The following is a 19,626-nucleotide window of genomic DNA, read 5'->3' as shown; positions in this document are numbered from 1 at the left end:
ATGATGCAGGAAATTTTACAACAAACAACGTGGGCCGAATGGCTCGGTGTCTTTTTTTCTATGATTCAAGTGGTACTTGCATCGAGAAATAACGCCAACAACTACCTCTTTGGAATTGCGGGAATATCGTTGACACTCTATGTCATGCTTGTCGCTAAACTCTATGGCGAATTTACGCTCAACCTTTACTATTTAGTGATGAGTATTTACGGTTGGCTATTTTGGAAATATGGAAAGCAAAAAGAGGAGGCTAGCATTTCGACAACAGATGTTAATGAAAAGCTCATTGTGGTGGGAATTGTCAGTTTTACTTTTGGTTTATTTTGGTTTTTTCTCACGCATTATACCGATTCAGATGTACCTATTTGGGACTCTTTAGTGAGTGCCTTTGCATGGGCAGGTATGTGGCTAATGGCAAAGCGAAAAATAGAAAATTGGATTTTATTGAATATTAGTAATTTAATTTCGATTCCTTTGATGATTCACAAAGATTTATATCTCTATGCGGCACTTACCGTTTTCTTATTTAGCGTAGCCGTTGTTGGTTACTTCAAATGGAATACAATTATAAAAAATCAAGCGAATGCTAACAGCTAATGAATTAAGGATTGCCATGCAAGGGGCAACTTCTATTTCGGATGAGGTAATGACTCATATTTACAAAACAAGAGCGTTGCAAATATGGGTACCTAAGGCGTATGGTGGATTGGGTTGTGATTTTAAAACGGGACTTACAGCTTTGTATGAATGGGCACGCATCGATGGCAGTTTAGGATGGATGCTTACCCTTTGTTCGGGAGCTAATTACTTTTCGAGAAATATGCTTCCGCACCTCGCCAAGACTCTTTTTTCGGATGAACAAACCTGTTTTGGTGGAAGTGGAATGGTGGGTGGTACAGCGGAGGAACAAACCGACGGAAGCTTTCTTCTTCAAGGACTATGGCATTATGCTACAGGAGCCCCTTATTTAAGCCATTTTACCTTGAATGCACAAGTGGTGAAACAAGGAAAACCACTTTTGGATGCACAGGGAAATACTTGCATTCGTTCCTTCCTTGTTGAAAGTAGTAAAGTCCGAATTATTCCCAATTGGAAATCAATGGGTATGAAGGCAACTGGTACTTTTTCTTTTGAAGTCAACGCCATTGTAGTACCTGCTGATTATCATTTTACCTATGATACTTTTTATACTGAGGACGCAATCACCCAAATACCCTTTCGCCTTTTTGCAGATCTAACTTTGTTAGTTAATTATTTAGGAATAGCCTATCACTTTATGGAAGAGGCAGAAAAAGGGTTAGCTCATCCTATCTTAGAAGTTTATAAGAATTCAGTGCAGGACAATTTAGAAACCGTTCTAAAAAAGGCGGACGAAATTGAATTTATATTAACTAAAAATCAATTGATTAGCGCTTGTTTTCAACGTGAACTTCATGAATTTGGTGTGTGTATAGTTGAAAGCTTAACTCAAAAAATAAGTAAGGTACACTGTGATTTAGGAATAAAAGGCACACAAATTGATCAACCGATTCATCAAGTATTTTGTGATTTTTTTACTGCAATCCTACATGGGAATTTTAGATCCCATGAAAGTGAGGTCGCAATTTAATTCTATTTTCTTCTAAAATAAATAAGGTATTTCAATTGCTATACTAGGTGTGAAACAGTAGTTTTGCAGCAAAAATAAACGTTAGGCCAAAATGGAATAAAGTTTATTTTTTTTAATCGTTGGAAATGAGTGAAAAAAGAACGGCTATTTCAGCTGCTTTGACATCTATATTATGTGTTCAAGGAGGTGCTTCTTTAGCAAAAAAACTGTTCCCTATTTTAGGACCAGCTGGGGCAAGTTCCTTGCGTATTGGCTTATCTGCCCTCTTATTATTAATAATTAACCGCCCAAACTTTAGCGCATTAACCAAAAAGCAATGGCTTTGTTGTTTGGGGTATGGTTTGAGTATTGGAGGGATGAATTTATTATTTTACTTCGCTATCGAACGCGTGCCCTTGGGATTGGGAGTTACGGTTGAATTTGTTGGTCCTTTGATGTTAGCCCTATTTTTATCGAGAAGAGTATTGGATGTTCTTTGGGCGATATTGGCCTGTATAGGTATTTTATTGATTGTACCTTGGAAGAGTAATAATGTTGATTTACTTGGCTTAGGTCTGGCTTTTATGGCTGGAATGTTTTGGGTGGGTTATATTGTAATGGGAAGTAAGGTAACTCAATTAATTGATGGGAAAGTAGCCGTATCTGTAGGTACTCTTTTTGCAGCAATGCTGATTGTTCCTGTTGGAATAGCATCGGGTGGATTAATGCACATAACTCCTACACTTTTTTTCTTAGGCTTGGCTGTCGCCATTTTATCAAGTGCTTTGCCTTTTACGTTAGATTTAGTAGCCATGAAGCGAATGCCTGCAAAGAGTTTTAGTATTTTTACGAGTTTACACCCTGCATTTGCAGCTTTAAGCGGACTTTTGTTTTTAGGGGAGGCACTAACAATGATTCAATGGCTTTCGATAGGCTGTGTTGTTTTTGCAAGTATTGGAACTGTAATAACCTCTGAAAAAGCAAGTTAAATCACTTGTATTAAACTATTTATTTACCTATTCGAGCGCAATAAAAGAGAAGGAGATTAACAAAATTAGTCTCAATTTCTACATTTTAAAAAGAATAACTGTACCTTTGAGGTACACGGAATTAGTAGAATCTATATTGAAATTATGAACCAAGAAATAAGAAATTTAGAACCGAAACAAGTATGGAATAAGTTTGCTGATTTAAATGCAGTGCCGCGACCTTCTAAGCAAGAAGAACGTGTAATTGCGTTTATGGTGGACTTTGGAAAATCGTTGGGGCTAGAAACAATTGAAGATGAGGTAGGGAATGTTATTATTAAAAAACCAGCAACAGCAGGTATGGAGAACAGAAAAACCATTGTGATGCAATCGCATTTGGATATGGTTCACCAAAAAAATAATGATACCGATTTTGATTTTGATACTCAAGGTATTGAAATGTATGTAGAAGAGGGATGGGTACGCGCAAAAGGAACCACTTTAGGAGCAGACAACGGATTAGGAGTTGCTACTATTATGGCTATTTTAGAAAGCAGTGATATTCCACATCCAGCCATTGAAGCTTTGTTTACCATTGATGAAGAAACAGGTATGACAGGAGCTAAAGGTCTAATAGGTGGACTACTTGAAGGAGAAATTCTATTGAACTTAGATACCGAAGAAGATGATGAAATCGATATCGGATGTGCAGGAGGAATTGATGTAACGGCTTCAGCAGAGTATGATGAAGAGGATGCTCCGGAAAATGCGGTAGGTTATAGAATTACAATAAAGGGTTTAAATGGTGGACATTCAGGAATGGATATTCACAAAGGCTTGGGGAATGCAAATAAGATCATGAACCGCTTATTGTTTGATTCATTTGATAATTTTGGTTTGCAAATAGCAACAATTAAAGGAGGAAGTTTGCGCAATGCTATTCCACGTGAGAGTGTTGCTACTGTTATTATTGCTCAAATGTACGATGAGGCATTTGTTTATGATATGACTCAAATTGTTGAAGAAATCAAAGCAGAATTGCAGACAGTAGATCCTGATTTAGAAGTGATTTTTGAAAAATTAGACGAAGTAGAAACGCCAAATAAAGTAATGCCACCTATGGCACAGTATTTCTTTGTGCGTTCGATGTATGCTGCTCATAATGGCGTATTCCGCATGAGTCCAGATTTCGATGATTTAGTAGAGGCTTCAAACAATATTGCAAAAGTAGAAGTTGGAAATGGACAATTAACAGTAAAATGCTTAACGCGTTCTTCGGTTGAATCTTCTAAAATGGATGTGGCTAATAGCTTGCGTTCTGCTTTTGAATTAATGGGATGTGAAGTAGAATTCTCAGGAGCATATCCAGGATGGAGTCCAAATCCAACCTCTGAAATCTTAGATGTTTTAGTGGATATCTATGAACAACAACACAGCGTAAAACCAAATGTTGTGGCTTGTCATGCTGGGTTAGAGTGCGGAATCTTAGGGACTCATTATCCAGATATGGATATGATTTCTTTTGGTCCAACCATCAAAGGAGCACACTCTCCAGCAGAACGTGCTAATATTCAATCACTTCAGAAATTCTGGAATTTTGTTTTAGAAATTTTAAAACAAATACCAGTTAAGAAGTAAGTGTTCTCAAAATGAAATATTAAAAAGCAGTAAGCCTCAGGTTTACTGCTTTTTTTTACTTGTAGGTTTGGAAATTACTACCTATAAGGGAGAGTATGTTTTCAATCGGGATGATTTTAGTTTTCTTTCCCTTTTGTTCTTTAAAAACAAAAAAGTTTTAAGGAAATTTTAATTTTTTAGGATTACAGATTATGAATTCCTTTTTGTACCTTAGTTGCTTCAAGGAACAAAACTCAATAGCATTATGAAAAAATCAATCTTAGCACTAGCTTTAGTTAGTTTAGTGGCTATTTCATGTGGAGATAAAAAATCAACAGATACAACTGCGCCTGAGCAAGCTGTAGAACAAACAACAGAAACGCCTGCGCAAAAAGAATTAACGTATTCTATTGAATGGACGGCTTTTAAAACACCAGCTAAAGTAGGTGTAAAAGGAACCTTTGACGAGGTTAAACTATCAGAAGTAAAACACGATGCGGCTACTTTAGAGGAAAGTCTGAAAGGCGCACAATTTATGATTGTTACCAGTTCAGCTAGTACAGGTGATCCTGCGAGAGATGAAACCTTGAGAATGAATTTCTTCAGTAAATTGGTAGGAAATATCAATGGTTTCTTCGGAGAGTTTAAGGATGGAAAGGTTTTAGTTAACTTGACTTTAAACGGGGTAACAAAAGAAAAAGAATTTGCTTATGAAGCTACGGAAGGTGGATTGAAGCTAAAAGGGGCAATTGATATTATCGCTGACTTCACGGCACAGGATGCTTTTAATGCTTTACATACAGCTTGTAATGCCTTACACGAAGGCAAAACATGGTCTGAGGTTGATATTGCGGTAGAGATTAAAAAATAATAGGTATAAAAGAAACGAAATGAAGAGGAATATGCCAATATATTCCTCTTTTTTTTTAACTTTGCAGTCCAAATAAATTATCTCTTTTCAAGATATGATAGATAGATTACAAATTATAAAACAGCGTTTTGATGAAATATCGGATTTGATTATTCAACCGGATGTTATTGCTGATCAAAAGCGTTATGTACAATTAAACAAGGAATATAAAGATTTAAATAAGTTAGTTGAAAAACGTACGGAATATTTAGCTCTTAAAGGAAATATAGCAGAAGCCAATGAAATAATTGACGATGGAAGTGATGCCGAAATGGTAGATATGGCCAAAATGCAATTAGCTGAAGCGAAAGGTCGTTTGCCAGAATTAGAAGATGAGATTAAATTTCTTTTAATTCCGAAGGATCCAGAAGATATGAAAAACGTAATGGTGGAAGTTCGCGCCGGTACAGGCGGAGATGAAGCTAGTATTTTTGCTGGAGATTTGTTTAGAATGTATACGAAATACTGCGAATCAAGAGGTTGGAGAACTTCTGTTGTAGATGTGAATGAAGGAACTTCAGGAGGTTACAAAGAGGTTATCTTTGAAGTAACTGGAGAAGATGTATATGGAATCCTAAAGTTTGAAGCAGGTGTTCACCGTGTACAGCGTGTGCCACAAACGGAAACACAAGGACGTGTTCATACTTCGGCAGCAACGGTTATGGTATTGCCAGAAGCAGAAGAGTTTGATGTTCATATTGATATGAATGATGTACGTATTGATTTCTTCTGTTCTTCAGGACCTGGTGGACAGTCGGTTAACACAACCAAATCGGCTGTACGTATGACGCATGTGCCAACGGGTTTAGTCGCTCAATGTCAGGATGAGAAATCCCAACACAAAAATAAAGACAAAGCTTTATCTGTTTTGCGTTCTCGTTTATACGAAATGGAATTGGCGAAAAAACAGGAAGAAGATGCTAAAAAACGTAATTCTCAGGTGAGTAGTGGTGACCGTTCAGCTAAAATTAGAACGTACAACTATCCACAGGGACGTGTTACGGATCACCGTATCGGCTTAACCTTGTATGATTTAGATGGAGTAATGAATGGAGGTATTCAGAAAATTATCGAAGAATTACAATTGGTAAGTAATACGGAGAAATTAAAAGAAAGTGACGTTTATTAAAACGCAATATAAAAAAAGAAACCACACTTTTTAGTGTGGTTTTTTTTAAAAATATAAGAAGCATGACAACACAACAACTCATTGATGAGATTCGACGTAAACAATCCTTTTTATGTGTAGGTTTAGACGTTGATTTAACTAAAATCCCCGCTTTTTTATTAAAAGAAGAGGATCCTATTTTTAGTTTTAATAAAGCCATTATAGATGCTACGCATGATTTAGCGGTAGCGTATAAGCCCAACATTGCTTTTTTTGAAGCTTATGGAATTAAAGGTTGGGAGGCATTAAAGAAAACAATAGGTTATATCAATGACAATTACCCTGAACTTTTTACGATAGCCGATGCAAAACGAGGAGATATTGGCAATACAGCATCAATGTATGCCAAAGCTTTCTTTGAAGATATGGCTTTTGACAGTGTAACCGTTGCTCCTTATATGGGGAAGGATTCTGTAGAGCCTTTCTTAGCTTTTGAAAATAAGCATACGATTCTTCTAGCTTTGACTTCTAACGAAGGTGCCTTTGACTTTCAAACCCAATTGATTGATGGAGAACCCCTATATAAAAAGGTAATTCAGACGTCACAAACCTATCAAAAAGCGGAGAATCTAATGTATGTTGTTGGAGCAACAAAGGCAATGTATTTTAAAGATATTCGCACTGTGGCTCCTACAAGCTTTTTGTTGGTACCAGGTGTTGGGGCGCAAGGAGGAAGTTTGCAAGAAGTTTGCGCGTATGGGTTAACAGAAAATGTGGGCTTGTTGATCAATTCTTCCAGAGGGGTTATATACGCTTCTAATCAACATGATTTTGCTGAGAAAGCAAGAGAAGAAGCCTTGAAAATACAACAAGAAATGCAAGAGATTTTAAAAAATAGATTATGATAGTACTAAAGGATCAACTTGGTTGTGAACATACCTTTGAACAAACGCCAAAACGCATTGTTTCTCTGGTACCTTCACAAACGGAAACGCTTTTTGATTTAGGATTAGAGGATGAAATAGTGGGTATTACCCAGGCTTGTATTTATCCCTATCACCTACGAGCTACAAAAACGGTAGTAGGTGATCTAACAAAAGTAGATGTTGAACAGATCAAGTTGTTGCAGCCCGATATTATTATTGTCAATAAAGAAGAAACATCCACTGCAATAATTGAAAGTATTCAAGCTATTTGTCCAGTGTGGGTAACGGATGTAAAAACACTGGATGAAAATATTAAAATGATTGAAGCTTTTGGTATATTGTTTAATAAGCGAACAGAAGCGCGTAAATGGATCGATAAGATTTACTTTGGTCAAAAGGATCTTATGGACTTTGTAAGTAGTAAACCAGGCTACAAAGCGGCTTATTTTGTAGGCAAAGATCCCTTTTTAGTAGCCGGTGATTCCACTTTTATTCACGAGCTTTTAACCTTAAATAAGTTTGAGAATGTGTATGCTTCAAGAGCAGAAAAGTATCCCGAAGTTGAAGTCCGAAAGATAAGGATTCAAGGTGATCCAGAATTGGTTTTCCTATCTTCAGTTCCTTATCCCTTTGAAGAAGAGGATGCCTTTGAAATTGGGCGATTTACACATCATGGAAAGACTATTTTTGTAGATGGAGAAATGTTCAGTTGGTTTGGGACCCATGTTTGCAAAGCTTTTGCTTATTTTAAGCAAATACACAACCGATTATAAAAAAGTCCACCTCAAAAGGGTGGATTTTTCTGATAGTTATTTCACTCTTAGCTCTGAATCTATAGAGTTAACTAAAGATAGGTTTTGCTTTTAGCATCCCCTTTTTTTAATTGAGAAAAAACGAGAATAGTGTGCAAGAGGGGCGTTAATAGTTTGTGCTATTTTATGAAGAATAAAATATATATTTTGTTTAATATTAAAATTATCATAATTTTGCATTTAAATTTACTAACAAAAAGATGAAAAAATTATTTTTATTAACTGTAGCCTTAGTCCTAGGACTAGGAACAGTAGGATGTACTTCTGATGACAATGGTAATTCATTAAATAAAGAAGAAAGAAAGCTTCAAGGGGTTTGGACCGAGTCTAAATTTGTTTACTTAGACAAAGACAAAAAGATTTTAGGAGAAGACTTTGCAGAAGATTGGGGTTGTGGATTGGATAAGATAGAGTTTAAAGATCGAGAAATGATTATTCGCAGTTATGAAGAAGTATATAATGAATGTGAAGAAGAGGTAATTAAAGTTACTTATACAGTAAAAAACAACATAATTTATACTCAAAATATGGAGGAGAGTGCAGAAATTGTTGAACTAACTGATAATAAATTGGTTCTTAAAGCGGAATTGCTTGATGATTTTGGATTAGGAGCTCCTAAATTAAAGACTGTAAAAAGTCTAACAGAATGGAATAAAGTGGTAGAAGTACACATAGTAATGGTGAAATAATTTTAAAAAAGAAGATAAAAAAGAGGATGTCCAATAGGTCATCCTCTTTTTCCTTTTTGGGTTTTTATATCCTGCAGTTGATTAAAACAAAAAAACACAAAAAAACGAATTTTTCATGCTTTTAATGTATGGAAAAACGCGATAAAAACTGTATATTAGCACGTTTAATAATGACAATTTAAATTTAATATACTTATGTCTGAAGGAGAAAAGTTAATTCCTATTAACATTGAGGAACAGATGAAATCAGCTTACATTGATTACTCAATGTCTGTGATTGTATCTAGAGCGCTTCCTGATGTTAGAGATGGCTTAAAACCTGTGCATCGAAGAGTGTTGTTTGGTATGTATGAGTTAGGCGTTATGTCTAATAAAGCACATAAAAAGTCTGCCAGAATTGTAGGGGAGGTATTGGGTAAATATCACCCACACGGAGATAGTTCTGTATATGACGCCATGGTGCGTATGGCTCAAGATTGGAGTATGCGTTATTTACTTGTAGATGGACAAGGTAACTTTGGATCTGTAGATGGAGATAGCCCAGCAGCAATGCGTTATACAGAGGCTAGAATGAAGAAGATATCTGAAGAGATTTTAGCTGATATAGATAAAGAAACGGTTGATTTTCAATTAAACTTTGACGATACTTTAGAAGAACCTAAAGTGATGCCTACGCGTATCCCTACCTTATTGGTAAATGGTGCTTCTGGTATTGCGGTAGGTATGGCAACCAATATGGCTCCCCATAATCTTTCAGAAGTGATTGACGGTACATTGGCCTATATCAATAATAACGATATAGAGATTGATGAGTTGATGAATCACATCAAAGCACCTGATTTTCCAACAGGAGGAATTATTTATGGTTATGAAGGAGTAAGAGAGGCTTTTAAAACAGGACGCGGACGCGTAGTGATGCGTGCAAAGGCCAATTTTGAAGAAGTGGATGGCAGAGAATGTATCATTGTAACGGAAATTCCGTTTCAAGTGAACAAAGCCGAAATGATTAAGAAAACGGCAGAAGCAGTTAACGATAAAAAAATTGAGGGAATTGCTACTATTAGAGATGAATCAGATCGCAAGGGAATGCGTATTGTATATGTATTAAAACGCGATGCTATTCCAAACATTGTATTAAATACACTATATAAATACACACAATTACAATCCTCTTTTAGTGTTAATAATATTGCCTTAGTTAATGGACGTCCACAAACTTTAAATCTAAAAGAATTAATCTACTATTTTGTTGAACACAGACACGATGTAGTAGTAAGACGTACGCAATATGAATTGAGAAAAGCAGAAGAGCGTGCACATATTTTAGAAGGATTAATCATTGCTTCAGATAATATTGATGAAGTAATCGCATTGATTCGTTCTTCAAGTAATGCAGATGAAGCAAGAGGTAAATTAATTGAGCGTTTTTCATTATCTGAAATTCAAGCTCGTGCTATAGTTGAAATGCGTCTACGTCAATTAACAGGACTAGAGCAGAACAAATTGCGTGCAGAGTATGAAGAAATAATGAAATTAATTAATCATTTAAGAGAGTTATTGGCAAGCAAAGAAATGCGAATGGACTTGATTAAAGAGGAATTACGTGAAGTTAAAGAGAGATTTGGTGATGAGCGTCGTTCGGTTATTGAATATGCAGGTGGTGATGTAAGTATCATGGATCTTATCGCAGATGAACAAGTAGTGATTACTATTTCGCATGCGGGTTATATTAAGCGTACACCACTTTCAGAATATAAAACACAAAATAGAGGTGGCGTAGGACAAAAATCTGCGGGTACAAGAGATCAAGATTTCTTAGAGCATATGTATGTTGCTACGAATCATCAATATATGTTGTTCTTTACTCAAAAAGGAAAATGTTTCTGGATGAGAGTATATGAAATTCCAGAGGGAACGAAAGTGAGTAAAGGTCGTGCCATTCAAAACTTGATTAATATTGAAAATGACGATAAAGTGAAAGCCTTTATCTGTACGCAAGATTTAAAAGATGAAGCGTACATCAATGATCACTATGTTATTATGGCGACCAAACAAGGTCAGGTTAAAAAAACACCATTAGAACAATATTCACGTCCAAGACAAAATGGTATTAATGCAATTACCATTAAAGAAGATGATGAATTACTAGAAGCAAAATTAACCGATGGTAAGAGCAAAGTATTAATTGCTTTGAAATCTGGTAAATTAGTTCGTTTTGATGAGGAGAAAACTCGTCCAATGGGAAGAACAGCTTCAGGAGTTCGTGGAATTACCTTGGCAGATGACAAAGATGAAGTAATCGGAATGGTTTCTGTGAGTGATTTGAATAGTGAAATTCTAGTTGTTTCTGAAAATGGATATGGTAAGCGTTCTTCTTTAGATGAATACAGAGAGACCAATCGTGGAGGTAAAGGTGTTAAAACAATGAATATCAGTGAGAAAACTGGATTGCTTGTTTCAATTAATGTGGTTACCGATGCGGATGATTTAATGATTATTAATAAATCAGGTTTAACAATACGTATGCGAATTTCTGATCTTCGAGTGATGGGACGTGCTACGCAAGGTGTTCGTTTGATTAATATTAAAGGAAACGATTCAATTGCTGCAGTTTGTAAAGTGATGAAAGAAGATGAGGATGAAGATCAAGACCAAGAATTTGTAGAAATTGATGGTACTGTATTGGATGTATCAGAAGATTTAAATGAACAAACAGAAGAAGATCAAGAATAAACCAATAAAACCAGCAAGTTATGAATAAAAGATATGTTTATTTAGCAGCAGCCTTATTGATATCAGGGCTTTCTATGGCTCAAAAGAAAGAGTTAAAAGAAGCTGAGAAAGCAGTAAAAAAAGGAAATGTTGTAGAGGCTAATGCAGCATTAAAATCGGTTGAAGCTGTTTTAGGACAGGCAGATAAAGAACAAAAAATACAATACTATTACTTAAAATCAAATTTGGCTTATCAACAAATTGAAAAGAATCAAGATTTTGATGCTAATGTTGATAAAATGGTAGAAGCTTATAATGAAATTTCTGCTCTTGATAAGAACAGTAAGTTTGCAAAACAAGCTAATGAAGAATTGGACTTAGTTGCAGCTAAGGTAATTAACAAAGCCATTGAGGATAATAATTCATCTAACTATATAGGAGCTACAAAGAAATTTAAACAAGCCTATGATATTAAGCCTAAGGATACAATCTATTTATACTATGCGGCTTCAACGGCTATTAGTTCGAAAGACTATCCTACTGCAACAAGCTACTATAAAAAGTTGATTGATATAGGGTATAAAGGAAATGAGTCTTATTATACAGCCGTAGATAAAGCATCGGGTGAAGTTCAGAATTTTGGAAAAGATTCTAAAATGAGAGATGTTTTAGTAAAACAAGGTTCACATACGGATCCAAAATTAGTAAAAGAAGAGTCTAAACGTCCAGAAATCGTTAAGAACTTAGCTTTGATTTACTACCAAGAAGGCCAATATGCAGAAGCAGAAAAAGCAATTGTTGAAGCAAGAAAATCGCATCCAAATGACACGAACTTGATGTTAACACAAATGGATTTGTATTTGAAGTCTAACAATATGGGTAAATATGAAGAAATAGCTAAAGAAGCTTTATCTAAAAACCCAAATGACGATGTTTTGTTGTATAATCTAGGTGTTACCAGCTATCAAGCGGGTAAATTAGAAGAAGCAAAAAAATATTACGAGCAAGCAATCCGCATCAATCCAAAAAGTGAAAATGCATATTTAAATATGGCTTTTCTTAAATTACAACCGGATGAGGAATTGACCAACAAGATGAATAGTTTAGGAATGTCTGCTGCTGATAACAAAAAGTATGATCAGTTACAGAAAGAGAAAAAAGCTATTTATCGCGATGCAATGAATGATTTAGAAAAAGTTTTGGCTATCAATCCACAAAATGATGAGGCAATTCAAACGCTTAAAAATATTTATCGCGCTTTAGAGATGAATGATAAATTAAAAGCTTTAGATGCTAAATAAAATAAGCACTAGCTTATAATATAGTAAAAAACTATTGTAAAGAGGAACCTGGTTTACCCAAGTTCCTCTTTTTTTTCCTTGTTACAGAAGCTAAATCAGGATTTTGACTAGAGTGTGGAAATAATCCAAAGAATAACCCGCTTGCCACTTATACTCTTTTGTGTAATTCCAACTTTTTAATTTTATTTTCATATCAATATATAGTCCCTAGATTAAATTCCTCTCCTGGATCTTATAAAAAATATTTTTGTCTTTTAAAACTTGCATTGATTGGAAATAGCATTTCTTCTTATTTTAAATATTCTAACTCAACTTTTATAGTGTAGCAATGTATAGATTTCATTAAGGACTAATGCTCCATTTAATGGTGATTATTTTTCTACTTAATTTTAGATACGTCATTAATAAATTCGCATTTTGTAAATCCCAATGAAGTCCAGTTGAAATTAGTTTTAAAAAGTAGAGGTCTTTTTTTCTCACTATGAGATTTGTCTCTTTGTAATCGCAAGAAAATCTACTAAAATTTCTGCAACTCTTAGTATTTACTTAGTTTATTATCAGTAGATTCAATAAAAACAGCAGTTTTTCTGGTAGTTATCTACGCTACAAAAAGATTTTTTTTTCTCTGTATGAGATTTACTTGCCGTTATTTTGTCGATTTTTAGAAATAATTCTCTGAAAAAGGAAAAAATAGTGATGAGAAATATGTATTATTTTAAATAATAAAAAAATGCTCATTTTGAGATTCCATAAAAATAAAAATTGAATCTGTTTTTAAATAATCCTATTCATGGATTTTAGAAAATTATTACATGATTATATGCGATTATTTAACAGATTTCAATCATTATCCAAAATGTAATTTTTACACAATTTATTATCGTATTGTTTATTATCTTTTGATTTTACTATTTATATATGTAATAATTATGATTTATTATGATGTTATATTTATTGAATGTATCTTTATCTAGTTGACAATTAGAAATTATCTGACAAAAGATTAAACTTTGGTAGATAGGACTAAATGTAAAGGTAGTTAATCTTTTAACAAAAGGAATCTATCGCTTTAATAAACGAAAAACCCGTTTCTTCGTTTTCAATTCTTGTAACTTTTTTTTTTATAATCTCTGCTGTTAGATTTAAAAGTTAACAGCATCTATTTTTGAGAAGAAGGGTGCCCGTATAGGCACCCTTTTTTTAGGGGTTAATTTTCTTCTTCATCGGATAGATTAGTAGTGAAAATTTAGCCCTGATTTAATTTATTTCTGTTTAGAAAGCTATCTTAATCTCTAGGTTTTAGGTATAGGAAGTTTGTCATGGATTGGGTTTACTTTTTCAATCCAATAATTCATACAAACAACTCCCAATTTGGTCTTTTTAAAAATATAGTTGACCTTTGTAGAGTGAAAATAGCGACTCTCATATTATCCTTATTTATGTTTTTCAAACCGGTCTTACCGGTTGTGGAATATGTAGTGCTATATGATTATATCAAAAATGAACTTTGTGTAAATAGAGACAAACCTGAAATGCAATGTAACGGAAAGTGTCATTTAATGAAAGAATTGGCACATGCTTCTGATACAAGTACTGAAAAGGATAAAATTCATTTTGCTTCAGCTGAAATACAAATTAGCTATTATCAAGCAATTTCAATTGTTTCATATGGTAATCTATTCCAAACCTACAAAACACAAAAAGATGTGAGTGTAGATGATTTATATACTTTTTCCTTTTTAAATTTTTTGTTTAAACCTCCCACATATAAATAGATAGGTATGATTTTGGTGTAAGTAGTAAAAGACATCATGCAGTTGGAATTTCTATTCCAACGATTGCAGTCATTTATTTATAAGAAGCCGAAGTGTAAATCTGCCTTATTTTTCACTTTACTTTTAACCTATTGACCTCTATTAAAATTAGGTGTCATCTAAAGTCTTTCAATCTGAGTTAAACGTTTACTTTGCAAATTTTCTATGAAGGTTTGCAAAGAAGCGAAGCTGTGTTGTGCAACCTGTTTTTTTTAAAATGACGCAACAAAACAAGGGTTGAATATAGACACTCGTTAAAACAATGAAAATATTTATATGTTTTGTAGCAACTTTGTTTGTTGTTACCGCTTGTACTATGGACAAAACAGATTACGAATCTGAAACAAATACGGTAGTACCAGACCACCAAGTTTTTAAGGAAGTCATTTCTTTTACAAAAGAGCACTATACGCTTCGTATAGAGGCTATAAATGGCCATTTTTATCAAGGGTATAATGAAGTTCATCTGCAGATAGTGGATACCCATACTAAACAAGCCGTTGAAAATGCAGCTGTTTCTTTTCTGCCAACACGGACTACCCCAACTGGAGGAAAGGATTCCTGTCCTAATTTATATCATTTAGTTTACCAACCGCAAGAAAAAATCTACAAGGGTTTTTCGGTATTTACCACTGAAAGTAATGTAGCGACTTGGGAAATAACTATAAATTTTGAAGTCAATCAACAAATTATAGAAGTAAAACAACCTATTGTTGTTGAAAAACAAGTGAATAAGAATTTAAATCTTACGGAATTTGAAGGTAAAGATCAAGAAACTTATATTCTTGCTTTGGTGGCACCTATCAAACCCAAAGTCGCTGAGAATGAACTTATAGCGGGTCTATATAAATACAATGCGGCGGCTGATTTAAAAGATAGATATCAAACTGTAACTGATTATAAGTTACTCTTGGATCCAAGAATGCCTGAACCTTCTATGGGAAATCACTCTTCGCCTAATAATAAGGATTTGGTGCAAAAAGAAGGAGGTTTTTATTATGGCGTCGTTAATTATACGATGACAGGAAATTGGACGTTGAATTTTATTCTTCAAAATCAACAAGGAAGAATACTAAGGGGCACAAAGGTGCCAACAGATTTTACGCCTGGTATTGAAGGGGTAAAGAGTGAATTGCATATAGATATTCTTTTTTAGCTATGATCAGAAATATAACAACCTTATTTTTAGTAGGTTCTGTTACTGTTGTAGCACAGAATCCTATTGTAGAGCAAGACAGTATTACGCTACTTGATGAAATAGCCTTAATCGCATACACCAAAGAAAAGATTAAAACCGATTTAAAAATGGCGGTTTCTGTAGATGAATTTTTAGCATCATCGGAACAAATTAGCTTCATTAAACGCGGGGCTTATGCTTGGGAGCCTCTATTGAATAATATGAGTACTGAACGATCAACTTTAACCATAGATGGGATGCATATTTTTGGTGCGTGTACAGATAAAATGGATCCAATTACTTCTTATGTTGAAAGCAATAACCTTGAAAGTGTTGATATTCAATCTGGACAAGAAGGAGGGATGCATGGAGCTACGATAGCAGGGAGTATTGATTTAAAAAGAAAAAGCACGGCTTTTAGTTTAGAAAATCAATGGGCAGGAGGCTATCAAAGTGGATTTGAATTTAATAATAAGCAATATTACAATTTGGGTACGCTTTCTTTTGCAAGTAAAAAGTGGGTGACGGATGCAAGTATTGCCTATCGTACCGCAGAGAATTACAAAGATGGAAACAACGATAAGGTAAAGCATTCCCAATATAAAAAGTTTAATACTTCGTTGGGAATTGCATATAAAACGAGTGAATTATCTTCCTTACGTGTAGAGGCCATATTTGATGTTGCTAAAGATGTAGGCTATCCTGCTTTACCTATGGATTTGTGGTTGTCACGCGCAATTATTACCTCGGTTTCATATAAGCAGTTGTTTGAAGATCAATTCATTAAGGTTTGGGATACCAAAGTGTATTTTAATGCCATCGAACATTATATGGATGATACTACACGTCCCGATAATTTAGTACATATGGATATGCCCGGTTGGAGTACCACCTATGGTTTGTTATCCAAAGCTAACTTCAAAAAGGGAATATACGCTTCAGAAATGCAGTTGAATGCCTATACAAATGAGTCAATTGCAGAAATGCGTATGTATCCACAAGATCGAACAGAACGCACCATGTTTGCATATACTTGGCCTTGGGTAACGACTACGTTTGCAGGTCTATCTTTAAATAATACGTTGGATTGGTCTGAACACAGTCGATTGCATGTTGGTGGGGGACTTGGAGTGAATTATAATTATGCCAAATACATTGAATTCAATTGGATATTTCATCCAGGTGCAGCTCAAGATAAAACGAGAGTTTTACCTAGTTTACACGCAAGTTACGAATGGGATATTCATCGCTTTAATTTTTCGATTGGCGCAGGATATGGTCATCGAGCTCCTTCGGTTTCAGAGGCGTACGGCTATTATATCTACAATAGCTATGATCGTTATGATTATATTGGAAATCCAGATCTAAAAAATGAAATTTCGAATGAATTAAATGCTAGTATAGGCTATAAAGGAGATCAATTTGGCCTTCAAGCTAAGGTCAATTACTTCCATATTAAAAATTATGTCATTGGACAAATTCTAAGTTTGGGAAGTCCTATGAATTATCAATCTGTAGGTGTAAAGGGGTATACTTCATTGGATTATGCAACGTTGTTTAATTTCGCTTTAACGGGGTATTACAACCTAACAGATGATTTGCATTGGAAAGGAAGTGTTACTTATGCAAGAGGACGCGATAATGAAAAAGGCAATTTACCCTTTATCAGACCTTTTAGTTATCAGACATCTTTGCATTATTCGTACCGAGATTTTGGTATTCAAACTGCGGTCCATGGCGATTCCAAACAGCGTGATTTTAGTCCTGAATACGGCGAAAGCTTAACACCTGCTTATGCCGTATGGGATGCTTCTGTTGCATATACTTTTTATGTAAAAGGAACAAAAGCTGTTTTTCAGCTTGGCGCAGAAAACCTCTTAAATCAATACTATACAACCTATGCCGATTGGGGCAACATACCAAGAATGGGACGTAACTTTTTTACCTCTCTTAAACTTAATTTTTAACTAATACTATACAATAAGAACAAATGAAAAACGCAAAAAAATACCTAGTTCTATCTCTTCTAGCTTTTACCATTATGTCGTGTTCAAGCGATACTAATTCTACAGCGGCTAATAATGTAACCTTAGCGTTTGTAAATACCTTTGGAGATCTACCCCTCCTTTTAGGTGATAAAAATGCGACTAATGCTACAGTTAATACTTCCGCAGAAGGGCAAGTGCATCATTTTTCTGAATTAAAATATGTGATTAGCAATATCCGTTTAGTGAAAAACGATGGAAAAGAAATTCCATATAATATCAATAATTTAGATCTGGGAGCTACAGTAATTGATCAAGCGAAAATTGAAACTTTACAGTATGTTTTACGCGATATTCCCAAAGGAGAATACAAAAAAATAAAATTTGGATTAGGCGTAAGAAATGATTTAAATACGTTAAATCAAACGAAATTTCCTCTTTTTTATGCAGCTGCTGGTGCGAATGATACGCAAATGATGTGGGAATGGGGAACGGGTTATCGCTTCACCAAAATAGAAGGCTTTTACGAAGCGGATCACAAAGAGTTATCTATTCATACAGGTAGTACGATTGAAGATGGAGAAGAGGGGAAATCTGTACAAGGAGTGGATGCGTATCGCGATGTAACTCTTGATTTGCCAATTTTGGCTAGGGTTGGAGATAAAACACCGAAAATTGTAATTAAAGCCGATTTTATTCATTTATTGAGTGGAAAGTCAAATACGATTAAATTGAGTACGGGTACTGGATCAGATGACAATGCAACACCGAATGTTCACACCGCTGTTCAGATGGTTAAGTTTGTAGATAACTTAGGCGGCAACGGTTCAAGTGATCTAAGTGGTATGTTTTCTGTTCTACGTGTAGAAAATAATTAGCTTTTACCCTGCGTTGTGAGGACTCATGACGCAGGGTATTTACTGTGCTTATTTAAAAAAGTTTAAGATGAGAAAAATCAGTTTGTTTGTTGTTTTACTATTTCTGGTTTCTTGTAGTGAAGAGGTGTATGATGCTATACCAGACAATCCCGAATTGGCCTTTGTTATTCCCGAAGGGTTTCCTGCTGTAAATCCAGCAGCTTTGAGAAATAAACCAACCAAATATGGCATAGAACTAGGCGAAAAATTGTTCTTTGATCCGCGCTTAAGCAGAGATAATAGCATCGCTTGTGCAACTTGTCATATCCAAACCGCTGCTTTTGCCGATCATCAACTAAAAGCCGTTGGAATAGAAGGGAAGGTTGGCTTGAGAAATGTACCTCCCATACAAAATATGCTCTTTATGCGCTATTACAATTGGGATGGAAGTAAACTTCAGTTAGAGAATCAAGTTATTGTCCCCCTAATTACGCCTGAAGAAATGCATTCCTCCATTTTTGAAGTTATTGGAAAAATCCAGGATGATCCTGCGTACCGCACTTTATTTAAAAAAGTATTTGGCGATGAACAAATGACAGACGAACGTATTTACAAAAGCATCGCCCAGTATGAATACAGTTTAATTTCAGCCAATAGTAAATACGATCAAGTCAAGCGAAAAGAAGCCCTATTTAATCAAGAGGAGCAATTTGGATATGAAGTCTTTCAAACTAATTGCATCAACTGTCACAGTGGTGAATTGTTTACAGATCAAAGTTTTAGAAATATAGGATTTCCTGTCAATCCTAACAGAGATGAAGCTGGAAGAGCTCGTGTTACTGGAGATTTAAAGGATTATATGAGCTTTAGAGTGCCTTCATTGCGCAATATTGAATTTACAGCTCCTTATGGCAGTTTTGGACAATTTCAAACGCTCCAAGAAGTCTTGGATTATATGGATCACGGGGTTTTAGCGAGTGCAAATTTAGATCCTATTTTTAAAGAAAACGAGAACCGATTACCTTTAACTGAAGATGAAAAAGAGGCATTAATTTCCTTTATGAAGACCTTGAGTGATTTTAGTTTTATAGGTAAATAATTGATTTGTGCTTCGTTTTAACTATTAGGCTATTCAAAAGAAAATATAAAATAGGATTCATAT

At 34.8% G+C, this 19,626-nt stretch carries 16 protein-coding genes; all 16 read left to right on the top strand.

The annotated features are described in order from the left end of the window. The 16 genes from pnuC to ACMHJ2_RS12965 all read left to right on the top strand — a co-directional run bounded on the left by pnuC (position 1) and on the right by ACMHJ2_RS12965 (position 19,563). Positions 1 to 597 (top strand): nicotinamide riboside transporter PnuC, encoded by a 597-nt coding sequence (gene pnuC / locus ACMHJ2_RS13040; protein ID WP_413513297.1) that lies wholly within the window; start codon positions 1 to 3, stop codon positions 595 to 597. Further along, the gene (locus tag ACMHJ2_RS13035) at positions 584 to 1,609 is read left to right on the top strand and encodes a hypothetical protein (protein WP_413513296.1); all 1,026 of its coding nucleotides are present in this window, start codon (positions 584 to 586) and stop codon (positions 1,607 to 1,609) included. The genes pnuC and ACMHJ2_RS13035 overlap by 14 nt, the downstream gene beginning before the upstream one ends. 125 nt (positions 1,610 to 1,734) lie before the next feature. Beyond that, positions 1,735 to 2,577 carry an EamA family transporter gene (locus ACMHJ2_RS13030; RefSeq protein ID WP_413513295.1) on the top strand — a complete coding sequence of 281 codons (843 nt, stop codon included), beginning with the start codon at positions 1,735 to 1,737 and terminating at the stop codon, positions 2,575 to 2,577. A gap of 144 nt (positions 2,578 to 2,721) precedes the next feature. After that, complete coding sequence (locus ACMHJ2_RS13025) at positions 2,722 to 4,194, top strand: aminoacyl-histidine dipeptidase (protein WP_413513294.1); 1,473 nt, start codon at positions 2,722 to 2,724, stop codon at positions 4,192 to 4,194. Positions 4,195 to 4,438: 244 nt separating this feature from the next. Then, complete coding sequence (locus tag ACMHJ2_RS13020; RefSeq protein ID WP_413513293.1) at positions 4,439 to 5,044, top strand: YceI family protein; 606 nt, start codon at positions 4,439 to 4,441, stop codon at positions 5,042 to 5,044. 94 nt (positions 5,045 to 5,138) lie between these two features. After that, on the top strand, positions 5,139 to 6,212 hold the full coding sequence (gene prfA, locus ACMHJ2_RS13015) for a peptide chain release factor 1 (RefSeq protein WP_413513292.1): 1,074 nt from the start codon (positions 5,139 to 5,141) through the stop codon (positions 6,210 to 6,212). 62 nt (positions 6,213 to 6,274) lie between these two features. After that, positions 6,275 to 7,096, top strand: coding sequence for an orotidine-5'-phosphate decarboxylase (pyrF, locus tag ACMHJ2_RS13010; RefSeq protein WP_413513291.1), 822 nt, complete (start codon positions 6,275 to 6,277; stop codon positions 7,094 to 7,096). Further along, positions 7,093 to 7,890: an ABC transporter substrate-binding protein gene (locus ACMHJ2_RS13005; RefSeq protein ID WP_413513290.1), complete on the top strand. Its 798-nt coding sequence runs from the start codon at positions 7,093 to 7,095 to the stop codon at positions 7,888 to 7,890. The genes pyrF and ACMHJ2_RS13005 overlap by 4 nt, the downstream gene beginning before the upstream one ends. Positions 7,891 to 8,129: 239 nt before the next feature. Continuing rightward, positions 8,130 to 8,618: a lipocalin family protein gene (locus tag ACMHJ2_RS13000; RefSeq protein WP_413513289.1), complete on the top strand. Its 489-nt coding sequence runs from the start codon at positions 8,130 to 8,132 to the stop codon at positions 8,616 to 8,618. Positions 8,619 to 8,813: 195 nt separating this feature from the next. Then, positions 8,814 to 11,351, top strand: a complete 2,538-nt coding sequence (gene gyrA / locus ACMHJ2_RS12995) for a DNA gyrase subunit A (RefSeq protein ID WP_413513288.1) — start codon at positions 8,814 to 8,816, stop codon at positions 11,349 to 11,351. Between the two features lie 20 nt (positions 11,352 to 11,371). Further along, complete coding sequence (locus tag ACMHJ2_RS12990) at positions 11,372 to 12,631, top strand: tetratricopeptide repeat protein (protein ID WP_413513287.1); 1,260 nt, start codon at positions 11,372 to 11,374, stop codon at positions 12,629 to 12,631. 1,319 nt (positions 12,632 to 13,950) lie between these two features. Further along, positions 13,951 to 14,406, top strand: coding sequence for a hypothetical protein (locus ACMHJ2_RS12985; RefSeq protein WP_413513286.1), 456 nt, complete (start codon positions 13,951 to 13,953; stop codon positions 14,404 to 14,406). A 301-nt stretch (positions 14,407 to 14,707) separates the two neighbouring features. After that, a complete protein-coding gene (locus ACMHJ2_RS12980) occupies positions 14,708 to 15,601 on the top strand; it encodes a hypothetical protein (protein WP_413513285.1) in 894 nt (297 codons plus the stop codon). 2 nt (positions 15,602 to 15,603) lie between these two features. Continuing rightward, a complete protein-coding gene (locus ACMHJ2_RS12975; protein WP_413513284.1) occupies positions 15,604 to 17,589 on the top strand; it encodes a TonB-dependent receptor domain-containing protein in 1,986 nt (661 codons plus the stop codon). Positions 17,590 to 17,612: 23 nt separating this feature from the next. Next, positions 17,613 to 18,485, top strand: coding sequence for an MbnP family protein (locus tag ACMHJ2_RS12970; protein WP_413513283.1), 873 nt, complete (start codon positions 17,613 to 17,615; stop codon positions 18,483 to 18,485). Between the two features lie 67 nt (positions 18,486 to 18,552). Continuing rightward, positions 18,553 to 19,563: a cytochrome-c peroxidase gene (locus ACMHJ2_RS12965; protein WP_413513282.1), complete on the top strand. Its 1,011-nt coding sequence runs from the start codon at positions 18,553 to 18,555 to the stop codon at positions 19,561 to 19,563. The last annotated feature ends 63 nt before the right edge of the window (positions 19,564 to 19,626 follow it).

This window comes from Myroides odoratus (assembly GCF_965118575.1).
GTDB classification, from domain to species: Bacteria; Bacteroidota; Bacteroidia; order Flavobacteriales; family Flavobacteriaceae; genus Flavobacterium; species Flavobacterium odoratum_B.
This window is presented reverse-complemented; position numbering and strand designations above follow the sequence as displayed.

Coding starts and splice junctions, on each gene's coding strand:
- pnuC (WP_413513297.1), top strand. CDS start 1: ATGATGCAGGAAATTTTACAACAAACAACGTGGGCCGAATGGCTCGGT.
- ACMHJ2_RS13035 (WP_413513296.1), top strand. CDS start 584: ATGCTAACAGCTAATGAATTAAGGATTGCCATGCAAGGGGCAACTTCT.
- ACMHJ2_RS13030 (WP_413513295.1), top strand. CDS start 1,735: ATGAGTGAAAAAAGAACGGCTATTTCAGCTGCTTTGACATCTATATTA.
- ACMHJ2_RS13025 (WP_413513294.1), top strand. CDS start 2,722: ATGAACCAAGAAATAAGAAATTTAGAACCGAAACAAGTATGGAATAAG.
- ACMHJ2_RS13020 (WP_413513293.1), top strand. CDS start 4,439: ATGAAAAAATCAATCTTAGCACTAGCTTTAGTTAGTTTAGTGGCTATT.
- prfA (WP_413513292.1), top strand. CDS start 5,139: ATGATAGATAGATTACAAATTATAAAACAGCGTTTTGATGAAATATCG.
- pyrF (WP_413513291.1), top strand. CDS start 6,275: ATGACAACACAACAACTCATTGATGAGATTCGACGTAAACAATCCTTT.
- ACMHJ2_RS13005 (WP_413513290.1), top strand. CDS start 7,093: ATGATAGTACTAAAGGATCAACTTGGTTGTGAACATACCTTTGAACAA.
- ACMHJ2_RS13000 (WP_413513289.1), top strand. CDS start 8,130: ATGAAAAAATTATTTTTATTAACTGTAGCCTTAGTCCTAGGACTAGGA.
- gyrA (WP_413513288.1), top strand. CDS start 8,814: ATGTCTGAAGGAGAAAAGTTAATTCCTATTAACATTGAGGAACAGATG.
- ACMHJ2_RS12990 (WP_413513287.1), top strand. CDS start 11,372: ATGAATAAAAGATATGTTTATTTAGCAGCAGCCTTATTGATATCAGGG.
- ACMHJ2_RS12985 (WP_413513286.1), top strand. CDS start 13,951: ATGGATTGGGTTTACTTTTTCAATCCAATAATTCATACAAACAACTCC.
- ACMHJ2_RS12980 (WP_413513285.1), top strand. CDS start 14,708: ATGAAAATATTTATATGTTTTGTAGCAACTTTGTTTGTTGTTACCGCT.
- ACMHJ2_RS12975 (WP_413513284.1), top strand. CDS start 15,604: ATGATCAGAAATATAACAACCTTATTTTTAGTAGGTTCTGTTACTGTT.
- ACMHJ2_RS12970 (WP_413513283.1), top strand. CDS start 17,613: ATGAAAAACGCAAAAAAATACCTAGTTCTATCTCTTCTAGCTTTTACC.
- ACMHJ2_RS12965 (WP_413513282.1), top strand. CDS start 18,553: ATGAGAAAAATCAGTTTGTTTGTTGTTTTACTATTTCTGGTTTCTTGT.